At 65.4% G+C, this 16441-nt stretch carries 17 protein-coding genes and 1 pseudogene; 10 read left to right on the top strand and 8 right to left on the bottom strand.

Features of this window, described 5'->3' with window-relative positions:
• Positions 1 to 131 precede the first annotated feature (131 nt).
• The 4 genes and pseudogenes from AB5T46_RS13025 to AB5T46_RS13010 form a co-directional block, all read left to right on the top strand.
• Positions 132 to 668, top strand: a pseudogene (locus AB5T46_RS13025) (VOC family protein); the annotation flags it as partial.
• A 162-nt stretch (positions 669 to 830) separates the two neighbouring features.
• Entirely contained in the window at positions 831 to 1523 is a 693-nt protein-coding gene (locus tag AB5T46_RS13020) for a pyridoxamine 5'-phosphate oxidase family protein (protein ID WP_370564415.1), read from the top strand.
• 44 nt (positions 1524 to 1567) lie between these two features.
• Positions 1568 to 2512 (top strand): MBL fold metallo-hydrolase, encoded by a 945-nt coding sequence (locus AB5T46_RS13015; protein ID WP_370564414.1) that lies wholly within the window; start codon positions 1568 to 1570, stop codon positions 2510 to 2512.
• Positions 2513 to 2641: 129 nt separating this feature from the next.
• Positions 2642 to 3121, top strand: coding sequence for a VOC family protein (locus AB5T46_RS13010; RefSeq protein ID WP_370564413.1), 480 nt, complete (start codon positions 2642 to 2644; stop codon positions 3119 to 3121).
• 197 nt (positions 3122 to 3318) lie between these two features.
• Here AB5T46_RS13010 and AB5T46_RS13005 read toward each other — a convergent pair whose 3' ends face one another.
• The 3 genes from AB5T46_RS13005 to AB5T46_RS12995 form a co-directional block, all read right to left on the bottom strand.
• Entirely contained in the window at positions 3319 to 3594 is a 276-nt protein-coding gene (locus tag AB5T46_RS13005; protein WP_370564412.1) for a hypothetical protein, read from the bottom strand.
• 150 nt (positions 3595 to 3744) lie between these two features.
• Positions 3745 to 4590, bottom strand: coding sequence for a hypothetical protein (locus AB5T46_RS13000; protein WP_370564411.1), 846 nt, complete (start codon positions 4588 to 4590; stop codon positions 3745 to 3747).
• 5 nt (positions 4591 to 4595) lie between these two features.
• Positions 4596 to 4805, bottom strand: coding sequence for a helix-turn-helix transcriptional regulator (locus tag AB5T46_RS12995; RefSeq protein WP_370564534.1), 210 nt, complete (start codon positions 4803 to 4805; stop codon positions 4596 to 4598).
• Positions 4806 to 5414: 609 nt separating this feature from the next.
• Here AB5T46_RS12995 and AB5T46_RS12990 point away from each other — a divergent pair.
• The 6 genes from AB5T46_RS12990 to AB5T46_RS12965 all read left to right on the top strand — a co-directional run bounded on the left by AB5T46_RS12990 (position 5415) and on the right by AB5T46_RS12965 (position 12355).
• Positions 5415 to 5735, top strand: coding sequence for a DUF6958 family protein (locus tag AB5T46_RS12990; RefSeq protein WP_370564410.1), 321 nt, complete (start codon positions 5415 to 5417; stop codon positions 5733 to 5735).
• 42 nt (positions 5736 to 5777) lie between these two features.
• Positions 5778 to 6440 (top strand): glutathione S-transferase family protein, encoded by a 663-nt coding sequence (locus AB5T46_RS12985; protein ID WP_370564409.1) that lies wholly within the window; start codon positions 5778 to 5780, stop codon positions 6438 to 6440.
• Positions 6441 to 6551: 111 nt separating this feature from the next.
• Positions 6552 to 10349, top strand: coding sequence for an amino acid adenylation domain-containing protein (locus AB5T46_RS12980; RefSeq protein WP_370564408.1), 3798 nt, complete (start codon positions 6552 to 6554; stop codon positions 10347 to 10349).
• A gap of 100 nt (positions 10350 to 10449) precedes the next feature.
• Positions 10450 to 11043, top strand: a complete 594-nt coding sequence (gene trmY / locus AB5T46_RS12975) for a tRNA (pseudouridine(54)-N(1))-methyltransferase TrmY (RefSeq protein ID WP_370564407.1) — start codon at positions 10450 to 10452, stop codon at positions 11041 to 11043.
• Between the two features lie 612 nt (positions 11044 to 11655).
• Complete coding sequence (locus AB5T46_RS12970; RefSeq protein ID WP_370564406.1) at positions 11656 to 12138, top strand: hypothetical protein; 483 nt, start codon at positions 11656 to 11658, stop codon at positions 12136 to 12138.
• A gap of 19 nt (positions 12139 to 12157) precedes the next feature.
• Positions 12158 to 12355: a helix-turn-helix transcriptional regulator gene (locus AB5T46_RS12965; RefSeq protein ID WP_370564405.1), complete on the top strand. Its 198-nt coding sequence runs from the start codon at positions 12158 to 12160 to the stop codon at positions 12353 to 12355.
• A gap of 175 nt (positions 12356 to 12530) precedes the next feature.
• Here the strand turns inward: AB5T46_RS12965 and AB5T46_RS12960 are convergent, their stop codons facing one another.
• The 5 genes from AB5T46_RS12960 to AB5T46_RS12940 all read right to left on the bottom strand — a co-directional run bounded on the left by AB5T46_RS12960 (position 12531) and on the right by AB5T46_RS12940 (position 16440).
• A complete protein-coding gene (locus tag AB5T46_RS12960; RefSeq protein ID WP_370564404.1) occupies positions 12531 to 12914 on the bottom strand; it encodes a VOC family protein in 384 nt (127 codons plus the stop codon).
• A gap of 77 nt (positions 12915 to 12991) precedes the next feature.
• The gene (locus AB5T46_RS12955; RefSeq protein ID WP_370564403.1) at positions 12992 to 13843 is read right to left on the bottom strand and encodes a helix-turn-helix transcriptional regulator; all 852 of its coding nucleotides are present in this window, start codon (positions 13841 to 13843) and stop codon (positions 12992 to 12994) included.
• Positions 13844 to 14452: 609 nt separating this feature from the next.
• A complete protein-coding gene (locus AB5T46_RS12950; protein ID WP_370564402.1) occupies positions 14453 to 15331 on the bottom strand; it encodes an acyltransferase in 879 nt (292 codons plus the stop codon).
• Between the two features lie 74 nt (positions 15332 to 15405).
• Positions 15406 to 15597 (bottom strand): Ntn hydrolase family protein, encoded by a 192-nt coding sequence (locus tag AB5T46_RS12945; RefSeq protein WP_370564401.1) that lies wholly within the window; start codon positions 15595 to 15597, stop codon positions 15406 to 15408.
• A 27-nt stretch (positions 15598 to 15624) separates the two neighbouring features.
• Entirely contained in the window at positions 15625 to 16440 is an 816-nt protein-coding gene (locus tag AB5T46_RS12940) for a transglutaminase family protein (protein WP_370564400.1), read from the bottom strand.
• Position 16441: the final 1 nt, after the last annotated feature.

The following is a 16441-nucleotide window of genomic DNA, read 5'->3' as shown; positions in this document are numbered from 1 at the left end:
ACCTTGCCAACCTTGAATGCAAACAAGTACACCCAAGCGCCCTCGTCGTGCTTGTAGCGGTGCTTGTAGAGGGACAATTCCAGCCAGGAACCCCGACTGCGGATGCCCGCTCCCAGGTCACCGGGAGCCGCATGGACAGCGGCCGCTACCTGCAGCCAACGATCGACTTCACCGAGCGGGTGTCGGCGGTGTTCGAGATCTCAACGAGCAAGAACACGATCTGCCTCTGGTACGACGGCACCGCCCTCGACGCCGCGACGTTCTATGCCGAAACCTTCCCGGACAGCGCCGTGACGGCCGTCCATCACGCACCCGGCGACTATCCGGACGGCAAGCAGGGCGACGTGCTGACGGTTGAGTTCACCGTGCTCGGCATCCCCTGCCTCGGCTTGAACGGCGGCCCCACGTTCAAGCACAACGAGGCGTTCTCGTTCCAGGTAGCCACCGACGACCAGGCCGAGACCGACCGCCTGTGGGACGCGATCGTCGGCAACGGCGGCCAGGAAAGCGCCTGCGGCTGGTGCAAGGACAAGTGGGGCCTCTCGTGGCAGATCACGCCTCGCGCGCTGACCAAGGCCGTCAACGACCCCGACCGGGCGGCGGCCAAGCGTGCGTTCGACACCATGATGGAGATGCGGAAGATCGACATCGCGGCGAGAGAATCCGCTCGCGGATCTGCAAGTAGAGTTGTCGCGACATCGACTCGCGCCCGTTGCGCTCCAGGCACAGATGCAGCAGCGCATTTCCGGTGATGTCACGCCCCTGCAATTGGCTATCTCCAGCTGGTTAAAATTGGATCTTTCGAGTAACCACCTCGTCAGTATACTGGCATGATTCGCCGAGAGATCGACCGCCGCGTGACAGCATCGCACCCGCAGAAATCCCAAGCTGCCGCGCCGCGCGTGCGCAGACTCGCCAAGCGCGGCCGCTATGATCGGGCTACCTTGGACGCAATCCTCGATGCCGGGCTCGTCTGCCACATTGGCTTCGTGCACGAGGACGCTCCCGTCGTCATCCCGACGCTCTATTGGCGGAATGGCTCGCGCGTCTACTGGCACGGTTCCAGAGCGAGCCGGATGCTGCGCTCGATCGCCGGCGCTCGGATCTGCCTCACGGTCACTCATCTGGATGGCCTCGTGCTGGCGCGCTCCGCCTTTCATCACTCCGCCAACTACAGGTCCGCCGTGCTGTTCGGCCGTGCCGCCGAGCTCACCGATCGAGCCGAACGGCTCGCGCAACTCGAATACCTGGTGGAGTCCCTTTACCCGGGCCGCTGGACGGCGCTGCGTCCGGTCAAACCCCAGGAACTCGCGGCAACCCGCATTCTCTACCTGGAAATCTCGGAGTTCTCCGCGAAAGTCCGCGAGGGGCAGAACGTCGAGGACAGGCGCGATGTCGACTGGCCGGTTTGGGCCGGCGTGATTCCGCTGACCCTCCATGCGGGCATCCCGCAAGCCGACGATCCTTGTGCCGACACGCAGCATTCGCCGCCTGCCACGCCCAAGCTCGTGGGATGTTCGTGATTCGGCTGGCGGTCGTCGTCCCATCTCTCCTGTGTGTCGTTGCGATGAGCGCAGTCCTTGATGCAACCGCTCCGGAGCGTCCCGCAGACACCTGTGGGAGGAATGGCGGCTCCGCACTTCAGGTTCTCGGCTCCGGCGGACCGATGCATGGGCAGGGACGCGGATCTGCGGCCTATCTCCTCTGGTCGATGGGCCGTCCGTCCATCCTCATAGACGTCGGTGGCGGCACGACGGTAGCGCTGGCCCGCGCCGGCGTCGAGGCAGCACAACTGGATGCGGTCCTCATCAGTCATTTCCATCCGGATCACGTGTCCGATCTGCCAGCGTTCCTGTGGGGCGAGATGGTGACGCGTCGACGTCGCCCGCTGGCAATCGCAGGACCCACCGGGGCGAAGGACTTCCGGTCGCTGGATGCCTTCCTCGAGAAGCAGTTCGGAGCGGAGGGCGCGTTCCCCGACATGAAAGGACTGTTGAGCGGCGAGCCGTTCCAGCTCGAACTCGCCGCCATCGAGACGGTGAAGGCCCGGGCAAGCCGCGTATTCGAGCACAACGGGCTTCGAGTGAGCGCGTATCCCGTTCCTCACGGCCGCGCGCCCACGCTGGCCTATCGCATCGAAGGCCCGGACTTCAGCGTGGTGTTCGGCGGCGACCAGACCGGGCTCGATCCGGGATTCTCGAAGTTCGCGCAGGGCGCCGACTACCTGGTCCTGCACGCGATGCTGTCGCCCCGTGCAGCAGGCCATACACTCGCTCAGGTCGTTGCGTTACCCGAGACTCTTGGCAGACGAGCCGCGGAAGCGAAGGCAAAGCGTGTCGTGCTCGGTCATCTCATGGCTGGCGCACCCGATCAGGACGAGGCTCACGTGTGGTCGCTCTCATCGATGCCAGCCGTCATCGAGGGTCTCCGTACCTACTACCAAGCGCCGATACTCGTGCCGTCGGACCTTCAGTGCCTGGACCTCGACACACCGGAGGATGACGATGTCTAAGCATCACATTTTCGCGACAGGTTCGTCCCTGACACCTTATTCCAGCTTCGTCCCACCCGGCCTGTCGAATCGCGGCCGCCCCGCTCGTCGTCCAGGCACATCCCGTCCCGCGCCTCTGGGAGAACGAACATGACCAGCAAGAACACGATCTGCCTCTGGTACGACGGCACCGCCCTCGACGCCGCGACGTTCTATGCCGAAACCTTCCCGGACAGCGCCGTGACGGCCGTCCATCACGCACCCGGCGACTATCCGGACGGCAAGCAGGGCGACGTGCTGACGGTCGAGTTCACCGTGCTCGGCATCCCCTGCCTCGGCTTGAACGGTGGCGCCACGTTCAAGCACAACGAGGCGTTCTCGTTCCAGGTGGCCACCGACGACCAGGCCGAGACCGACCGCCTGTGGGACGCGATCGTCGGCAACGGCGGCCAGGAAAGCGCCTGCGGCTGGTGCAAGGACAAGTGGGGCCTCTCGTGGCAGATCACGCCGCGCGCACTGACAGACGCCGTCAACGATCCGGACCGGGCGGCGGCCAAGCGTGCGTTCGACGCCATGATGGAGATGCGGAAGATCGACATCGCGGCGATCGAGGCTGCGCGGCGAGGTTGAGACTTGCTGGGGCACCCGCCTGCACCTGCAGCGACGGCACCTCTACGGACCGGGCCGGTTCCACCGTGCGATCGAGGCCCGGTCGGGTCGACGGTCGGCCCTGCAAAGGTCGGCAGGCCGCGCAAGGCGGCCTGCCGACTCACGGGGGCGTGAGAAAGTCGACTCTGACCCCTGTTTTCCCTGCTCTCGAACCTGGGTCAATCCTCGACCGCGCATCCCACGGACACTCTGGCGTACGGATACCCCGTGCCCGGGTCGACCCACTCGGCCAGAACCGTGTACTCCTGCGAAGAACGACCCCAGCTTTGGTAGCACTTGGTGCTTGCCACGCGCAACGCGTTGTCGATCGCCTCTTCGCTGGTGTGCCCGTAAGCTTCCCCGATGACCTCGAAATGATGAACGTCGGCGAGCGCGGCAGCGCTGTAGGCGACTGTCATCAGGAATACAGAGGCGGAAAGACGCCACTTGTTCATCGCACACTCCATGTTGTCGGGTTGAACCCGCACCCTGCCGGCTTTCCGAGAAAGTAACGTTAAAAACAGATAGCGCGTGGGTTACAGCGAGCACTGGTTCTCGTTTCCGTCAGGCGGGCACCCATTTTTGCCTGGAAGCGCGCGAGGCGCTCAGCGCGCGAGCAGTCTCCTGCGTCCCACCGCAATGACGCTCGCCACGAACATCAGCACGGTGAACAGCGTCAGCCAGTCGAGCGGTGCAGGCCCGGCCACGAAGCCGAGATGGGCCAGCATCGCCCAACCGCCGCCGAGCACCAGGATCAGGTGAAAGGCCATATCGCCGGCCTCGTACGACAGGGTGCGATCCAACTCGTCCATCAGCCGCCAAACAGCAATCCCCAGCACGGTAAGCGCGGCGATCAGGACCAGCGTGCCTGCCAGGGCGGCCGCCGGGGACAGCACGCCTCTGGGCCCGGCAAGGCCCAGCACGATCAGCAACAGGCCGCAAGCGGCCATCCAGACGAAGCTGCAAATGAGCAACCGGCCGCGTTCGCGCATCTCCTCGGCAGCCTCGTCGTCGATGAGATCGGCGCCCGTGTGAGCGCTCGCGGTGGCGAGGGTGCCGAGGACAGCGAAGACGACAAGGGCCGAGCCTGCCACAGCGGCGACCCACTCCGAGGCGCCCATCGCGCCCAGGGCGCCTGCGCGGGCGAGCGCGCTGAAGCCCCACACGACGAGCAAGCAGGCGACGACGGCCGCTCCGTCCCGGATCACGAAATTGCGGAGAGTCCGGAGGCTGACGGGCCGCTTCCGGCTGGTGAAGCCGGTCACCGCCATCGAGAATATCAAGCCTAGGCCCAGCATCGCAGCGACCTCCTTCGATCGCAGCATCGCGCCCATGCCGTCCTCGTGCAGGAACGAGGAGATGCCCCATACGACGAGGATGTAGAAGAGGGCTCCTACACCGCTCCAGGCTGCGAAACTGCGCCATTTGGGCGTGGGCTTGTCAGTCGCCATGGCCATCATTCCTCTCCCGGTTCCCAGTGGTCGATGAACAGCTCCGGCACGGCAACGCCGAACAGCTTCGCCATGCGCAGAGCCAGCGGCAGGCTGGGATCGTACTTGTCGGTTTCGACCGCGTTGATCGTCTGCCGAGAGACGCCGAGCCGCCGGGCAAGCTCGCCCTGGCTCCACCCCTTCGCTTCGCGCAGCGTCTTCAAGCGATTCTCCAAGTCGATCCTCCTGTCTGTAAAGAACTCTTTACAGGTTCGCTCCACGCCTGTCAAGAGCTCTTTACAGAGATCCTGCAAAAAAAGTGTCAGGGACGAATGGCGCTTACTTAAGGTGCTTCGCCTGTCTGCGTGGACATGCAAGGCATCGGCCGGGCGGCCCAGGTACACGGCCGGATATCCGTAGGAGCGCGCCATGCGCGCGATACCGCGCCAGGCAATCCTTACCGCCGCGGTGGGAGATGGGCCGTCGCCACGGGTGTCGCCAATGAATAGCCCGCGCTTCAAGCCTTTGTTTGCTAGCCCATTGCGAAGGGCTCGGCTGCCTATTTACACCGCCCGTGGCGACGGGCCGGGCCATACTGCAGCGGAGAAGGCTGCCTGGCGCGGCATCGCGCGCATGGCGCGCTCCTACGCAGCAGCGGCGCACGGCTGTGGTATCCCGCAATCGGGCGAAGCACCTTAAGTAAGCGCCATTCGTGTCAGGGACAATTGGCTAGGGAATCCAGACCCCATCGGGGGCCTGCGTACGACACCACCAACCCGTCGCAGCGCCTGTCGAAAACCCACCCTGCCATCCGTCGTGGATGTAAATCCATGAGGAGGCACGACATGTCCCTGGTCCGTCGGGCAGACGAGAAGATCGAGATCGAGAGCATCACCTCGCCAGGACACGTCCAGCGGGTAGATCGTGCCAAGTACCTGGCCATGCGGAAGGCACTGCTCGGCGTGCTGCCGGAAGCAGCGCCGGGAATCACGGTCGCGGAGGCCAAGGCAGCGTTGCTGGCCGCCCTGCCCGACGAGTTCTTTCCTGGCGGCGACAAGGCCGGTTGGTGGCTGAAAGCCGTCCAGTTGGACCTCGAAGCCAAGGGAGTGATCGTGCGCGGGCCGACCCGGCCCGTCCGGCTGTTCAAGCAGGAACCCAGCGGCTGATTCCACCCAGGCGGACGCGTCGTCCACACCACAGGAGCCTCCATGACAACCACCATTACCGCATTCGAACGCTCGCCCGATGGCGGCCAGGGACTGGCGCGCGACATGCGCGTGCGCTGGGCGCTCGAGGAAGTGGGCCAGCCCTACGACGTGCGCCTGGTGTCGTTCGGCGGGATGAAGCAACCCGCGCACCTGGCGCTTCATCCCTTCGGGCAGATCCCCACCTTCGAAGCGGGCGATCTCGTCCTGTTCGAGTCGGGGGCAATCGTGCTGCACCTCGCCGAGCGCCATGAGGGCCTGCTGCCGAAGGACGCCAACGCCCGCGCGCGCGCGATCGCATGGATGTTCGCCGCGCTCAACACGGTGGAACCGCCGATCGTCGAGCGCGAACAGGCGCCGTACGTGGAAGGCGACAAGCCTTGGCACAAGGAACGCCAGCCCCTGCTCGAAAGCCGGATTCGCGAGCGACTGGGCCAGCTCTCCAATCGCCTCGGCGATGCCGACTGGCTCGACGGCGCGTTCAGTGCCGGCGACCTGATGATGGTGATGGTGCTCCGCCGGACCGACGGCATGGGCGTTCTGGAAGACTTCCCCAACCTCGCCGCCTACGTCGCCCGCGGCGAAGCGCGACCCGCCTACCGGCGCGCATTCGCCGCGCAACGGGCGGTGTTTACCGCCAGCGCCGCGACCAGTGGGCATGCGTGAGATCGTCCTGAGCAGCAAATAACCGCGTCACTGCATATCCATCACCTCCGTGCCCTTTCGGCGACGCAGGCACTAGACTGCCAAGCCGATTTCTTCCCCAAGGAGTGCTCGATGCAGCGGCCTGGACGACATCACGTGCCGGAGGATGTGACGCAGGACACAATCGCGCCTACCGAGAGCACTTCCTCCCTGGACGGGGACGCGGCGCACCGCGTGCTCGTCGAGTGGAACCGGACCGCGCAGGCGTACGACCAGACGGAAACGATCTGGGGGCTCGTCGAGAAACAGGCGCAGGCACATCCGCGACGCACGGCCATCATCGATGGACACGCGGAGATCGACTACGCGCACCTGGCCGCACGGGCGAACGCGATCGCGGGCGAGCTCGTGGCGCGGGGCGTGCGGCCGGGGGCGTTGGTCGGCGTGTGCCTGGGCCGCAAGTGGGAACTGGTGGCGACTCTGCTGGGAGTCTTGCGAGCGGGGTGTGCGTACGTGCCGCTGGATCCGGAGTACCCACGGGAACGGGTGCGCTACATGCTGGAGCACGCCCGGGCGGCGGCTGTCATCGTGGACGGCGATAAGCCGGCGGAGCTCTGCGCCGGGGCAGCCGAGCTGGTACGGCTCGATGCGGTGAGCGAACGGACGCCGGACACGATGGCCGGGCCCTCGGCGAGAGACCTCGCCTATGTCATCTACACATCGGGCTCGACAGGACAGCCCAAGGGCGTTGCCGTCGAGCATCGAAGCGTCGTTGCGATGACCCGATCGATGCGCAAGCTGCTGGATGACGAGGAGCTCGCAGGCGTGCTGGCGGCGGCCTCTGTCTGTTTCGACACCTCCGTCATGGAAATCCTGGGGACGTTGTCGCTTGGCGGTACGGTGGTGCTGTCGGAGAACGCATTGGCGCTGCCGGACCTGCCGTCGGCAGACCGGGTGCGGACGACCATCATGGTGCCGTCGGCGATGCAGGGGCTGCTCGCGGCCGGCGGGCTGCCGGAAGGCGTGCGCTGCGTCGTGCTCGGGGGCGACGTGCTGAAACGCCCGCTGGTGGAGCAACTGCACGCGCTGGCGCAACGGCCGCGCGTGCTCAACGTGTACGGGCCGACCGAGCACACGGTCTATTGCACGGCCACCGAGGTTCCGGCAGGCGTGAAGACGATCACGATCGGCAAGCCGGTGTTGAATTCCCGTGCGTACATCCTGGACGACGCCATGCAACCGGTTCCGGTGGGCGTCCCGGGGGAACTGCACCTTGCGGGAGACCAGCTCGCACGGGGCTACCTCCACGATGACGCACGCACGAAGGAGCAGTTCGTCGAGGTGGATCCGAACGGGCCGATAAACGGGCGTATCCCGGACGAACGGCTGTACCGGACCGGAGATCGATGCCGGTGGACGGAAGACGGCGAGATCGAGTTCCTGGGGCGGATCGACCAGCAGGTCAAGATCCGCGGCTTCCGGATCGAACTGGAAGAGATCGAGTCGACGCTGGAGTCGATGCAGGGCGTGGACGACGCAGCGGCGGCGGTCGTCGACGTAGGCGGTGGCAAGACCATGCTCGTCGGGTATGTGGTGAGCCCGAACAAGGAGGTGACGAGTGAGGCGGTGACGAACGAGGCGTCGCGCGCTTACGTGGCAGAGCGGCTGCCCAAGTACATGGTGCCCCAGGTCGTGATGCACCTCGCCGACATGCCCCGATTGCCCAACGGCAAGCTCGACCGCAAGCGGCTCCCGCGCCCGGAGCTGGGTCGCGATTACGGTGCATCCGACACACCTGGCCCGCATTCCGACACCATGGCCTCCGGCGATGCCGGGGGCCTGTTGCACCGCTTGGCGGGCCTGTCGAAGGGCGAGCGGCATGCGGCCCTGCTGTCGGTCATCCGAGTTGAAATCGCCCGCTTCCTTCGCCTTCGCGATCCCGAACAGGTTCCGCCGCACCAGGCGTTGGAAGCCCTCGGCCTCGACTCGCTGGACTCGGTCGAGCTGAGCCATCGGCTGTCCACGGTGCTGGGCCGGAAGCTGCCCGCATCGACGCTTGTCGAGCACCCCACGCCCACCGCCGTTACCGATCATCTGCTCGACGTATTGGGGAGCGGCGCCACAGATCACTCGAACGACCATGCGAACGGCGGAGCGTCGGACACGCTGGGTCATTTCCAGGCGCAGATCCGGTCCGGCCACCCTCCATTCCTGGCGGCGAAGGCGTCCGCCTGGTCCGCGACCGACAAGGGCACGCTCATCCGGGAGCTCAAAAGCCTGCTCACGCGTTCAGGGCGGGAGCCTTACAGCAAGCTGGTCCGCACCGGGAGTGGCCACAAAGGCACTGTCGCCGACGTGCACACCGGTGAAGAGCACGAGGCCATCATCTGGAGCACCAACCTGTACCTCGGCCTGAACCGCGACAAGGACGTCATCCAGGAAGCCAGATCCGCCCTGGAACGCTTCGGCACCGGAATGGGAACGTCCCCAACCGCATCCGGCATGACCGATCTCCACCTGGCGTTCGAAAAGGAGTTTGCAGAGCTGGTGGGCAAGCCAGCCGGATGCCTGTTTTCCACGGGGTTCACCGCGAATCTCGGGGTGATCGCGGGCATGCTGGGCGACAAGGACGTGGTCGTGATGGACCAGCTCTGTCACGCGTCCATCGTGGACGGCGCTCGCTTGAGCGGCGCCAAGATCCGAACGTTCCAACACAACGATGCGTCCGACCTGCAATCGGTCCTTGAAGCAGAAGCGTCGCCCTACCGCACGACCCTCGTAGTGCTCGAAGGCGTCTACAGCATGGGAGAGGGGACCGCACCGGTGCGCGACATCGTGCGCACGGCGAAACGGTACGGCGCGCTCGTTCTCGTGGACGAAGCGCATTCGTTCGGCTTCTACGGCCCCCGGGGCGCCGGCATCTGCGCGGCCGAGGGCATCACCGACCAGGTCGATTTCATCATGACCACACTCAGCAAGGCGCTCGGCAGCCTTGGGGGCGTGATTGCCGCCCGTGAGGAGCACATCGCCCTGCTCAAGACATCCGCCAGGGCCTATGTCTTTCAGGCGACCACCACGCCTGCCGATATTGCCGCTGCGCTTGCCGCCTTGCGGCGGCTGCGCGTGGACGACACGCTGCGGGAGCGGCTCTGGGACACCACCCACTACATGCGGCAACGCTTCTCCGAAGCTGGCTACGACCTGGGCACGGGCGATGGCCCCATCGTCACCCCGCATTTTTCCGACAGCGACACGCTCTATGCGATCGCGCGCGGCCTGCATGCGCGTGGCATCCACACGACTGCCGTCACGTATCCGATCGTGGAGCGTGGACGCGGCCGCCTGCGGTTCATCTGCTCGGCATCGCACACGCGCGATGACGTGGACAGAACGCTCGAGACGCTGATCGACGTGGAACGCGAAGCCAAAGCGGCGCTGCAGGCCCCGGACGGTCACGTGCCCGGCGACAGCGGATCGCAAGCGGACCGATCGGTTGCACGCAGTGACGCCCCTGACACGCCGGGCCAGCGGACCCGAGAGGGTTCGCGTGGCGCACATCCGGGACGACCCGGCGTGGAGGCCTGGGCCTTGGCCTTCGGCGACTACCTGCAAGGGGCGCTGGCCACGGTGGCAGGCCCGACGCCGAGCCTGGCGGTGTCGATCGGGCTCCCAGACGATGAAGCACCGGTCACGATGCGGATCGATGGGCGAGACGTCACATTGGCAGCCCCGGCCACCACGCACACACCGTCCTGTTCGCTGCGACTCGCCGACGACCGCGCGATTTCCGCCCTGTGCGCGTCCGACGTGCAGGGCCTGCTGGACAGCGCCATCCAGGGCAGCTGCGTGCTGAGTGGCCAGGTCGAACCGTTCGTCTGGCTCATCGGGCGCATGGCCGACCGGCAAGGCCCGGGCGCGGAGCTCCGATAGGCAGAAGGAGGCGCCGCGTCGACCCCGGCCCCGATTTACAGGGACAATGCGCGCGCCGCACGTCCCGCGGCGTGCGCACGCCCCACCGGCCAGGACACCCATGCGAACCTTCGTCCTCAGGGCGCGCGCCGCCCCCACCGACAGCCAGGCCCTGCTGGCGTCCGTGGGCAAGGAGGCGCATCCCGAGATTTTGGCGCACACGCTGATGAACGCGGTGTTCGTGGCCCAGTCGCATCGCCCGGACGTCACGGTCCATCTGGTGCTGGAAAGCACCCGGGACTTCAGCCGCACGATCTGCTTCGACGCCAACGCCATGCAGGACATCGGCGGCTTCGACGAACAGGCCCTGCTGGGCAGGATCGCGAAGGCGCTGGATGCGTCCAGGGGCATGGGCAAGGACGAGATGCGGCCGGTGGAACCGGGCGTCACCGTGCGCACCACGAGTTTCGAGCGGCTGGTGCAGGCACTGGCCGAAGATCACCAGCTGTTCGTCATGGACCGGAAAGGCACATCGATCCGTGAGCAGGTGTTCGACGGCAATCCGTGCTTCCTGCTGACCGACCACATCCCGATGCCGAAAAAGACGTTCCACAGCCTGGAGCGCCTGGGCGCGAAGAAGATCGCGCTGGGACCCAGAATGCTGTTCGCATCGCAATGCGTGGTGCTGATCCACTACGAACTGGACCAGCGATAGCGCGCTCGATGCATCCGCCATCGGTTGCTCGCGTGTCGCGGGGAAAAGGTGCCAGGGACGGATGGCGCTTACTTAAGGTTCTTGCGCCTGTTTGCGTGGACATGCAAGGCGTCAGCCGGGCGGCACAGGCACACGGCCGGAGTTCCGTAGGAGCGCGCCATGCGCGCGATGCCGCGGGCATTGTGCCGCCATGCGATTCCGTCCACCGGCGCGCCTTCCGGTTCGCGGCGGGACCGCCGATGACCAGGACCGGAAACGTCGCCGGTATCGCGCGCATGGCGCGCTCCTACGAAGCAGCGGCGTAGGGCTGTGGTATCGCAATAGGGCGAAGCACCTTAAGTAAGCGCCATTCGTCCCTGACACATTTTTCGCAGCGGGCCGGGCTCCGGGGAAGGCTCTCCTCGACTCATTTGCAAATAACACTTGTCATCAGCGCGGGAGTATGACAAGCTTGCTTTTCTTTTTGGGAAGCACACAGTGCATGCACTGCGCGCTCACTGTTTCGTCCCTCTTCGGTCCACCTGCCTCCGCTCGCGGCCTTGATGGGGTCGCAGTCGCGCTGTGTTTCCTCGGAATCGTCGTCCGCGTTCCCTTTTGCAAAGGAAGACTCTCATGACAACCAACCCTCTCGGAAAGATCGGCCGGTACGCGCTGTTGTTTTCGCCGGTCGTCATCGTAGTCGTCGGTTTCTTTGCCGCGATCCCGTGGTTGAAGCAGCAGAATGATACGTTCGTCCTGGCTCTGACTGCCGCGGTGTCGATCTTCGTGATGGGCTACGCCCTTCTCATTTCGCACAGGCTGCAGCGGCACCTGGACGAGGTGCAGATCGCCAGCCAAGGATTCGCCAGCTCCCGTGGTTGGATCTGGGGCGCGATGGCCACGATACTGCTGCTGTTGCTGTCGCCGGTGACGAACTGGCTGATCGACCTGGCGAACATGCTGAGCACCGGGTCGCCGGACATGTCCGATCGCGGCGCCGTGCAGCTGGCGCTCTTCTTTGGCCTCATCCTGGTCGTCCTCATACAGTTCGTTGCCGTCATTCTCGCATCCGCGATCTGGCAGCGGCGCATGGGAGGAATGCGAGAACAGTCATGACGTGCAGGCCAGTGTCAACATGAAAAACCGCATCCGCGTGCTGCGTGCCGAGAAGAGTTGGAGCCAGGCCGAACTGGCCGACCGCGTGCGTGTCTCGCGCAATTCCATCAACGCCATCGAGAACGGCCGGTTCGATCCGTCACTGCCGCTTGCCTTCCGCATCGCCGACGCCTTCGGCCTCAGTGTCGAGGAAGTGTTCGACAAGACGGATGCCTGAACGATGTCAAAAAGGTGTCTGTCAAAAAGGTGCCAGGGACAATTTGAACGATGCGATAGTCGTCCAACCGGTCGCACGACTGCGAGCCGACCCGCACTGACTTCCACCTTCCACCGTCTCTTGGCTGGTACGCGTCTATCGGGGCAAGTAGGAATTCCTAAGCACCTCCGTCTCCTCATCCGTCGTCGCTTTTCAACAACCTACTAGCCCTGCGAACTTCCTGCACGAACATGATCTTGTTGCCTGCCGGATCGACCGCTTCCGCGACCTTGATGAATCCGTAGTCCCTGACATCGCCCACAGCGACGTCGACGGCTGCGCATTCAGAGCGCTGCGCGTCGATGTCCTTGACGCCCACGACAACGGTGGTATGGCCCGCGGACTCGGGATCAGCGGACACCTGAATCCAAGCGTTCTCGGCGAGCTGCCACTCGGCGATGCCTTCCATGGGCTCGACGTCGGGGGCACGCCCGATCCATTTCTGATACCACTTCACGCCCTTTGCGTAATCAGTGACAGGCAGCACGCCCACCACACTTACAAGGTTCGATCCAGACATTGAACGGTATTCCTTTCGACTCGGTGCTTACACTGTAAGAGACAACAGGGCTGGAGTCTTGGAAAAAACCGCCGCACTCAGTCGGCCAGGCTCAGGGACTCCGGAAATGGTGTGGCGGCCAGGAACTGGCCGGGGGACATGCCCGCGAACTCCCTAAACTCCGCGTTCATGTGCGACTGGTCGTAGTAGCCGTGGGCGAGCGCCGTGTGTCTGAGGGAATCGGCCCCAGCACGAAGCGCCCCCGCCAGCTCACGGAACCGGACGATGCGGGAGAAGAGCTTGGGTTTCACGCCGACCTGCTCCTCGAACAAGCGGGTGAAGCGCTTCGGGGACGCGCCGAGCCGCCCGAGGATGTCCGCGATGGGTACCCTCCCGCCCGCGCGCTCAATCTCGGAGACCGCGTAGGCGACGCACGGATCTGTGCGAGGACGTCCTGCGAGCCGATCCGCGATCCACCGCCCCATGAGCCGTAGGCGCGCTTCGTCAGTGCCCGCCTCTTCGAGGCGCTCACCGAGGCGACGCGCCTCGCTGCCGATGACGTCGTGCAGGTCCAAAGTGTTCCCCGTCAGCGCGCGCAGCGGAACGCCGAAGAGCGAGAAAGCACCTGCGGGCCGAAGACGTACACCGAGCACGCGAGACGTCGCGACGGGAGCCTCAACCACAACCGGAGCCACGATGAGCCCTGCGAGGCTCAATGGCGGGAACGGGGCCGCCGGCTGGCCCTCAACTATGCGGTACGGCTCGGACGACGCGTCAAACTGCACGATCAGGTCGAGCTCGCCCGTCGGGTAGTAACGCTCTCGCCGCCGCCTGAGCTTCCCTTCGAATAGTGAGATGGACTCGACCAGCCCGGCGAGCGGGCTCGGCCGCCAGACGAGTTGCGTCCACGTGCCCAGCTCGGACTCTTCACGCCAAGAGACAACGCTCATGCTGGGAGGTCACCCTGCGCGGGGATCGATATCGATCGGGCGAATAGTACGACATCCGGAAAGAAAGAAAGGAAAGAAAGGTGTCAGGGACAATTTGCCTTGGAACCGGCCGGCGGATAGATCCTCGGCACAAGGTCGGAAACTGTCCCTGACACCTTTTCCCCCAGCCCTCCGTCGGAAATTGTCCCTGACACCTTTTTCGTTTCCCTTTTTCGACACCTTTTTCGGTGATCGAGGACAACAGGTAAAACCGGAATCGCAAGAAGATGTCAGAGACGAATGGCGCTTACTTAAGGTGCTCCGCCCTATTGCGATACCACAGCCCTACGCCGCTGCTTCGTAGGAGCGCGCCATGCGCGCGATACCGGCGACGTTTCCGGTCCTGGTCATCGGCGGTCCCGCCGCGAACCGGAAGGCGCGCCGGTAGACGGAATCACATGGCGGCACAATGCCCGCGGCATCGCGCGCATGGCGCGCTCCTACGGAACTCCGGCCGTGTGCCTGGGCCGCCCGGCTGATGCCTTGCATGTCCACGCAAACAGGCAAAAGAACCTTAAGCAAGCGCCATTCGTCCCTGACACCTTTTTCCCGCGCTCGATCGAGCCTGCCTCAGTCCCCCAACAGGCGCGCCATGTCCGCATCCTTTTCCTGCCACAACCCGTTCATCCATTGCTGGAACCGGATGCGGAAGGCGCGGTCGTTCTGGTAGTCGCCGTGCAGCAACGCATCGGGTATCGGGCGCTGGCGCACGTGCACGTGAACCCCGGGGACGCGGTCCGCCAGCAGGTCCACCAGCGACGGCCGCCCGCCGGGATAGGCGATGGTGACGTCGAGGATCGCGTGCAGGCCCTCGCCCATCGCATCCAGCACGAACGCCACGCCGCCCGACTTGGGCTTGAGCAGATGCCGGTACGGCGCGCCCTGCCTCGCGTGCTTGGCCGGCGTGAACCGCGTGCCCTCGACGAAGTTCATGATCGCCACCGGGATCTCGCGGAATTTCTCGCAGGCACGGCGGGTGGCTTCGATATCGCGTCCGGCCAGTTCGGGACGGCGCGCGATCTGCTTGGGCGTGTGGCGGCCCATGAAAGGAAAGTCCAGCGCCCACCATGCCAGCCCAAGCAGCGGCACCCAGAACAGCTGCCGCTTCAGGAAGAAGCGCAGCAGCGGGATGCGCCGGTTGAAGACCTTCTGCAACACCACGATATCCACCCAGCTCTGGTGGTTGGCCAGCACGAGGTAGTGGCCATCCTTCTGCAGCGCCACATCCTCCTGCACATGGACACGCGTGCGGAAGAAGCGGTCCACCATCCAGCTGTTCGCCCCGATCCAGCTTTCCGCCAACCCGGTGAGCACGGGATTGCTGGCCTTGCGCAGGCGATCGAGCGGCAGCGCCGCCTTGACCAACGCCACCACCAGCAGCGGCACGACGTGCAGCACGGTGTTGGCCGCAAGCAGCAGGGACATCAGCGTCACGCGCAATCGGAGCATGGGGGTGCGAAGGCCTCGACAGGAGGCCCATTGTCGCGGAAATCGGGCCAGGTTCGTTGGCGCGGCACCCTGTCCTACGGCGACAACCAGTCCGGCGCCGGGATCCGCTGGTGCGCCTCACTCAGCGCCTTCGACCAGCGTTCCCGGATCATGGCGAAGTACTCGTCGCCTTCGTCCATGCGCTGCTCCACGACGCCGTCGATGCTGTCGGTATCGCCCAACACCACCAGGCCCTGGTCGAGCAGCAAGCCAACGCAGTAGGTCACTCAGGATCTCCGTAAAACCAAGGAACCCTACTGGGTAGTCTGCGCCAATTGCGTGATGCTCACATCCACGTCCAGGGTCTCGTCGCCGCCGCCGCGGCGCATGCCGCGCACGGGGGCGGCGTCACGGTAATCGCGGCCGCAGGCCACGCGCACGTAGTGCTCGTCGGGGGAGACCCGGTTGGCCGGGTCGAAACCCACCCAGCCCAGCCCGTCCACGAACAGCTCGGCCCAGGCATGGCTGGCCGCCGGAAAGCCGGCTTCCATCGGGCACAGGTAACCACTGACGTACCGCGCCGGATAGCCCAGGTGGCGGGCGGCCGTGATCAACACCTGGGCGTGATCCTGGCAGACGCCGGTGCCGACCTCGAAGGCCTCGGCGGCGCTGGTGCACGCGTCCGAGGTGTCGCTGACGTAGTCCACCTTGTCGCGCACGGCATTGGCCAGGCGGTGCAGGCGCTCCAGCGCCTCGCCCTCGCCCGCCGCGGCGTCGGCCAGGGCGATGATGCCCGGCGACGGCAGGGTCAGCGGCGTGGGCTTGAGGAAGAACATCGGCGGCAGCCCGCCGGCATCGTCGCCGTGCACGCCGCTGCGGTCGTTGGTGCGCACCTGGGCATGCACCGCCAGGTGCAGGTCGCTCACCTGGCGATCGATGGCGTGGGTGGCCGCCGGGTTGCCGAAGCCGTCCACGCCCGTGGGCGGCAGCGCCTTGCCGTTCACCTCCACACGCCAGTACTTCACCTGCTGGCTTGTGCTGGGGGCCGGCCACAGTCGCAGGGCCTGCACCACCAGCCAGGCGGGCTGGCCGTAGTGGTAGCGCGTGTCGTGGGCGATGGTGAGCAACATG

Origin of the sequence: Luteimonas salinilitoris (assembly GCF_041300785.1) — a bacterium.
Classification (GTDB): Bacteria; Pseudomonadota; Gammaproteobacteria; order Xanthomonadales; family Xanthomonadaceae; genus Luteimonas; species Luteimonas salinilitoris.
The sequence above is the reverse complement of the archived record's forward strand: the minus strand, read 5'-3'. Positions and strand labels throughout refer to the sequence as shown.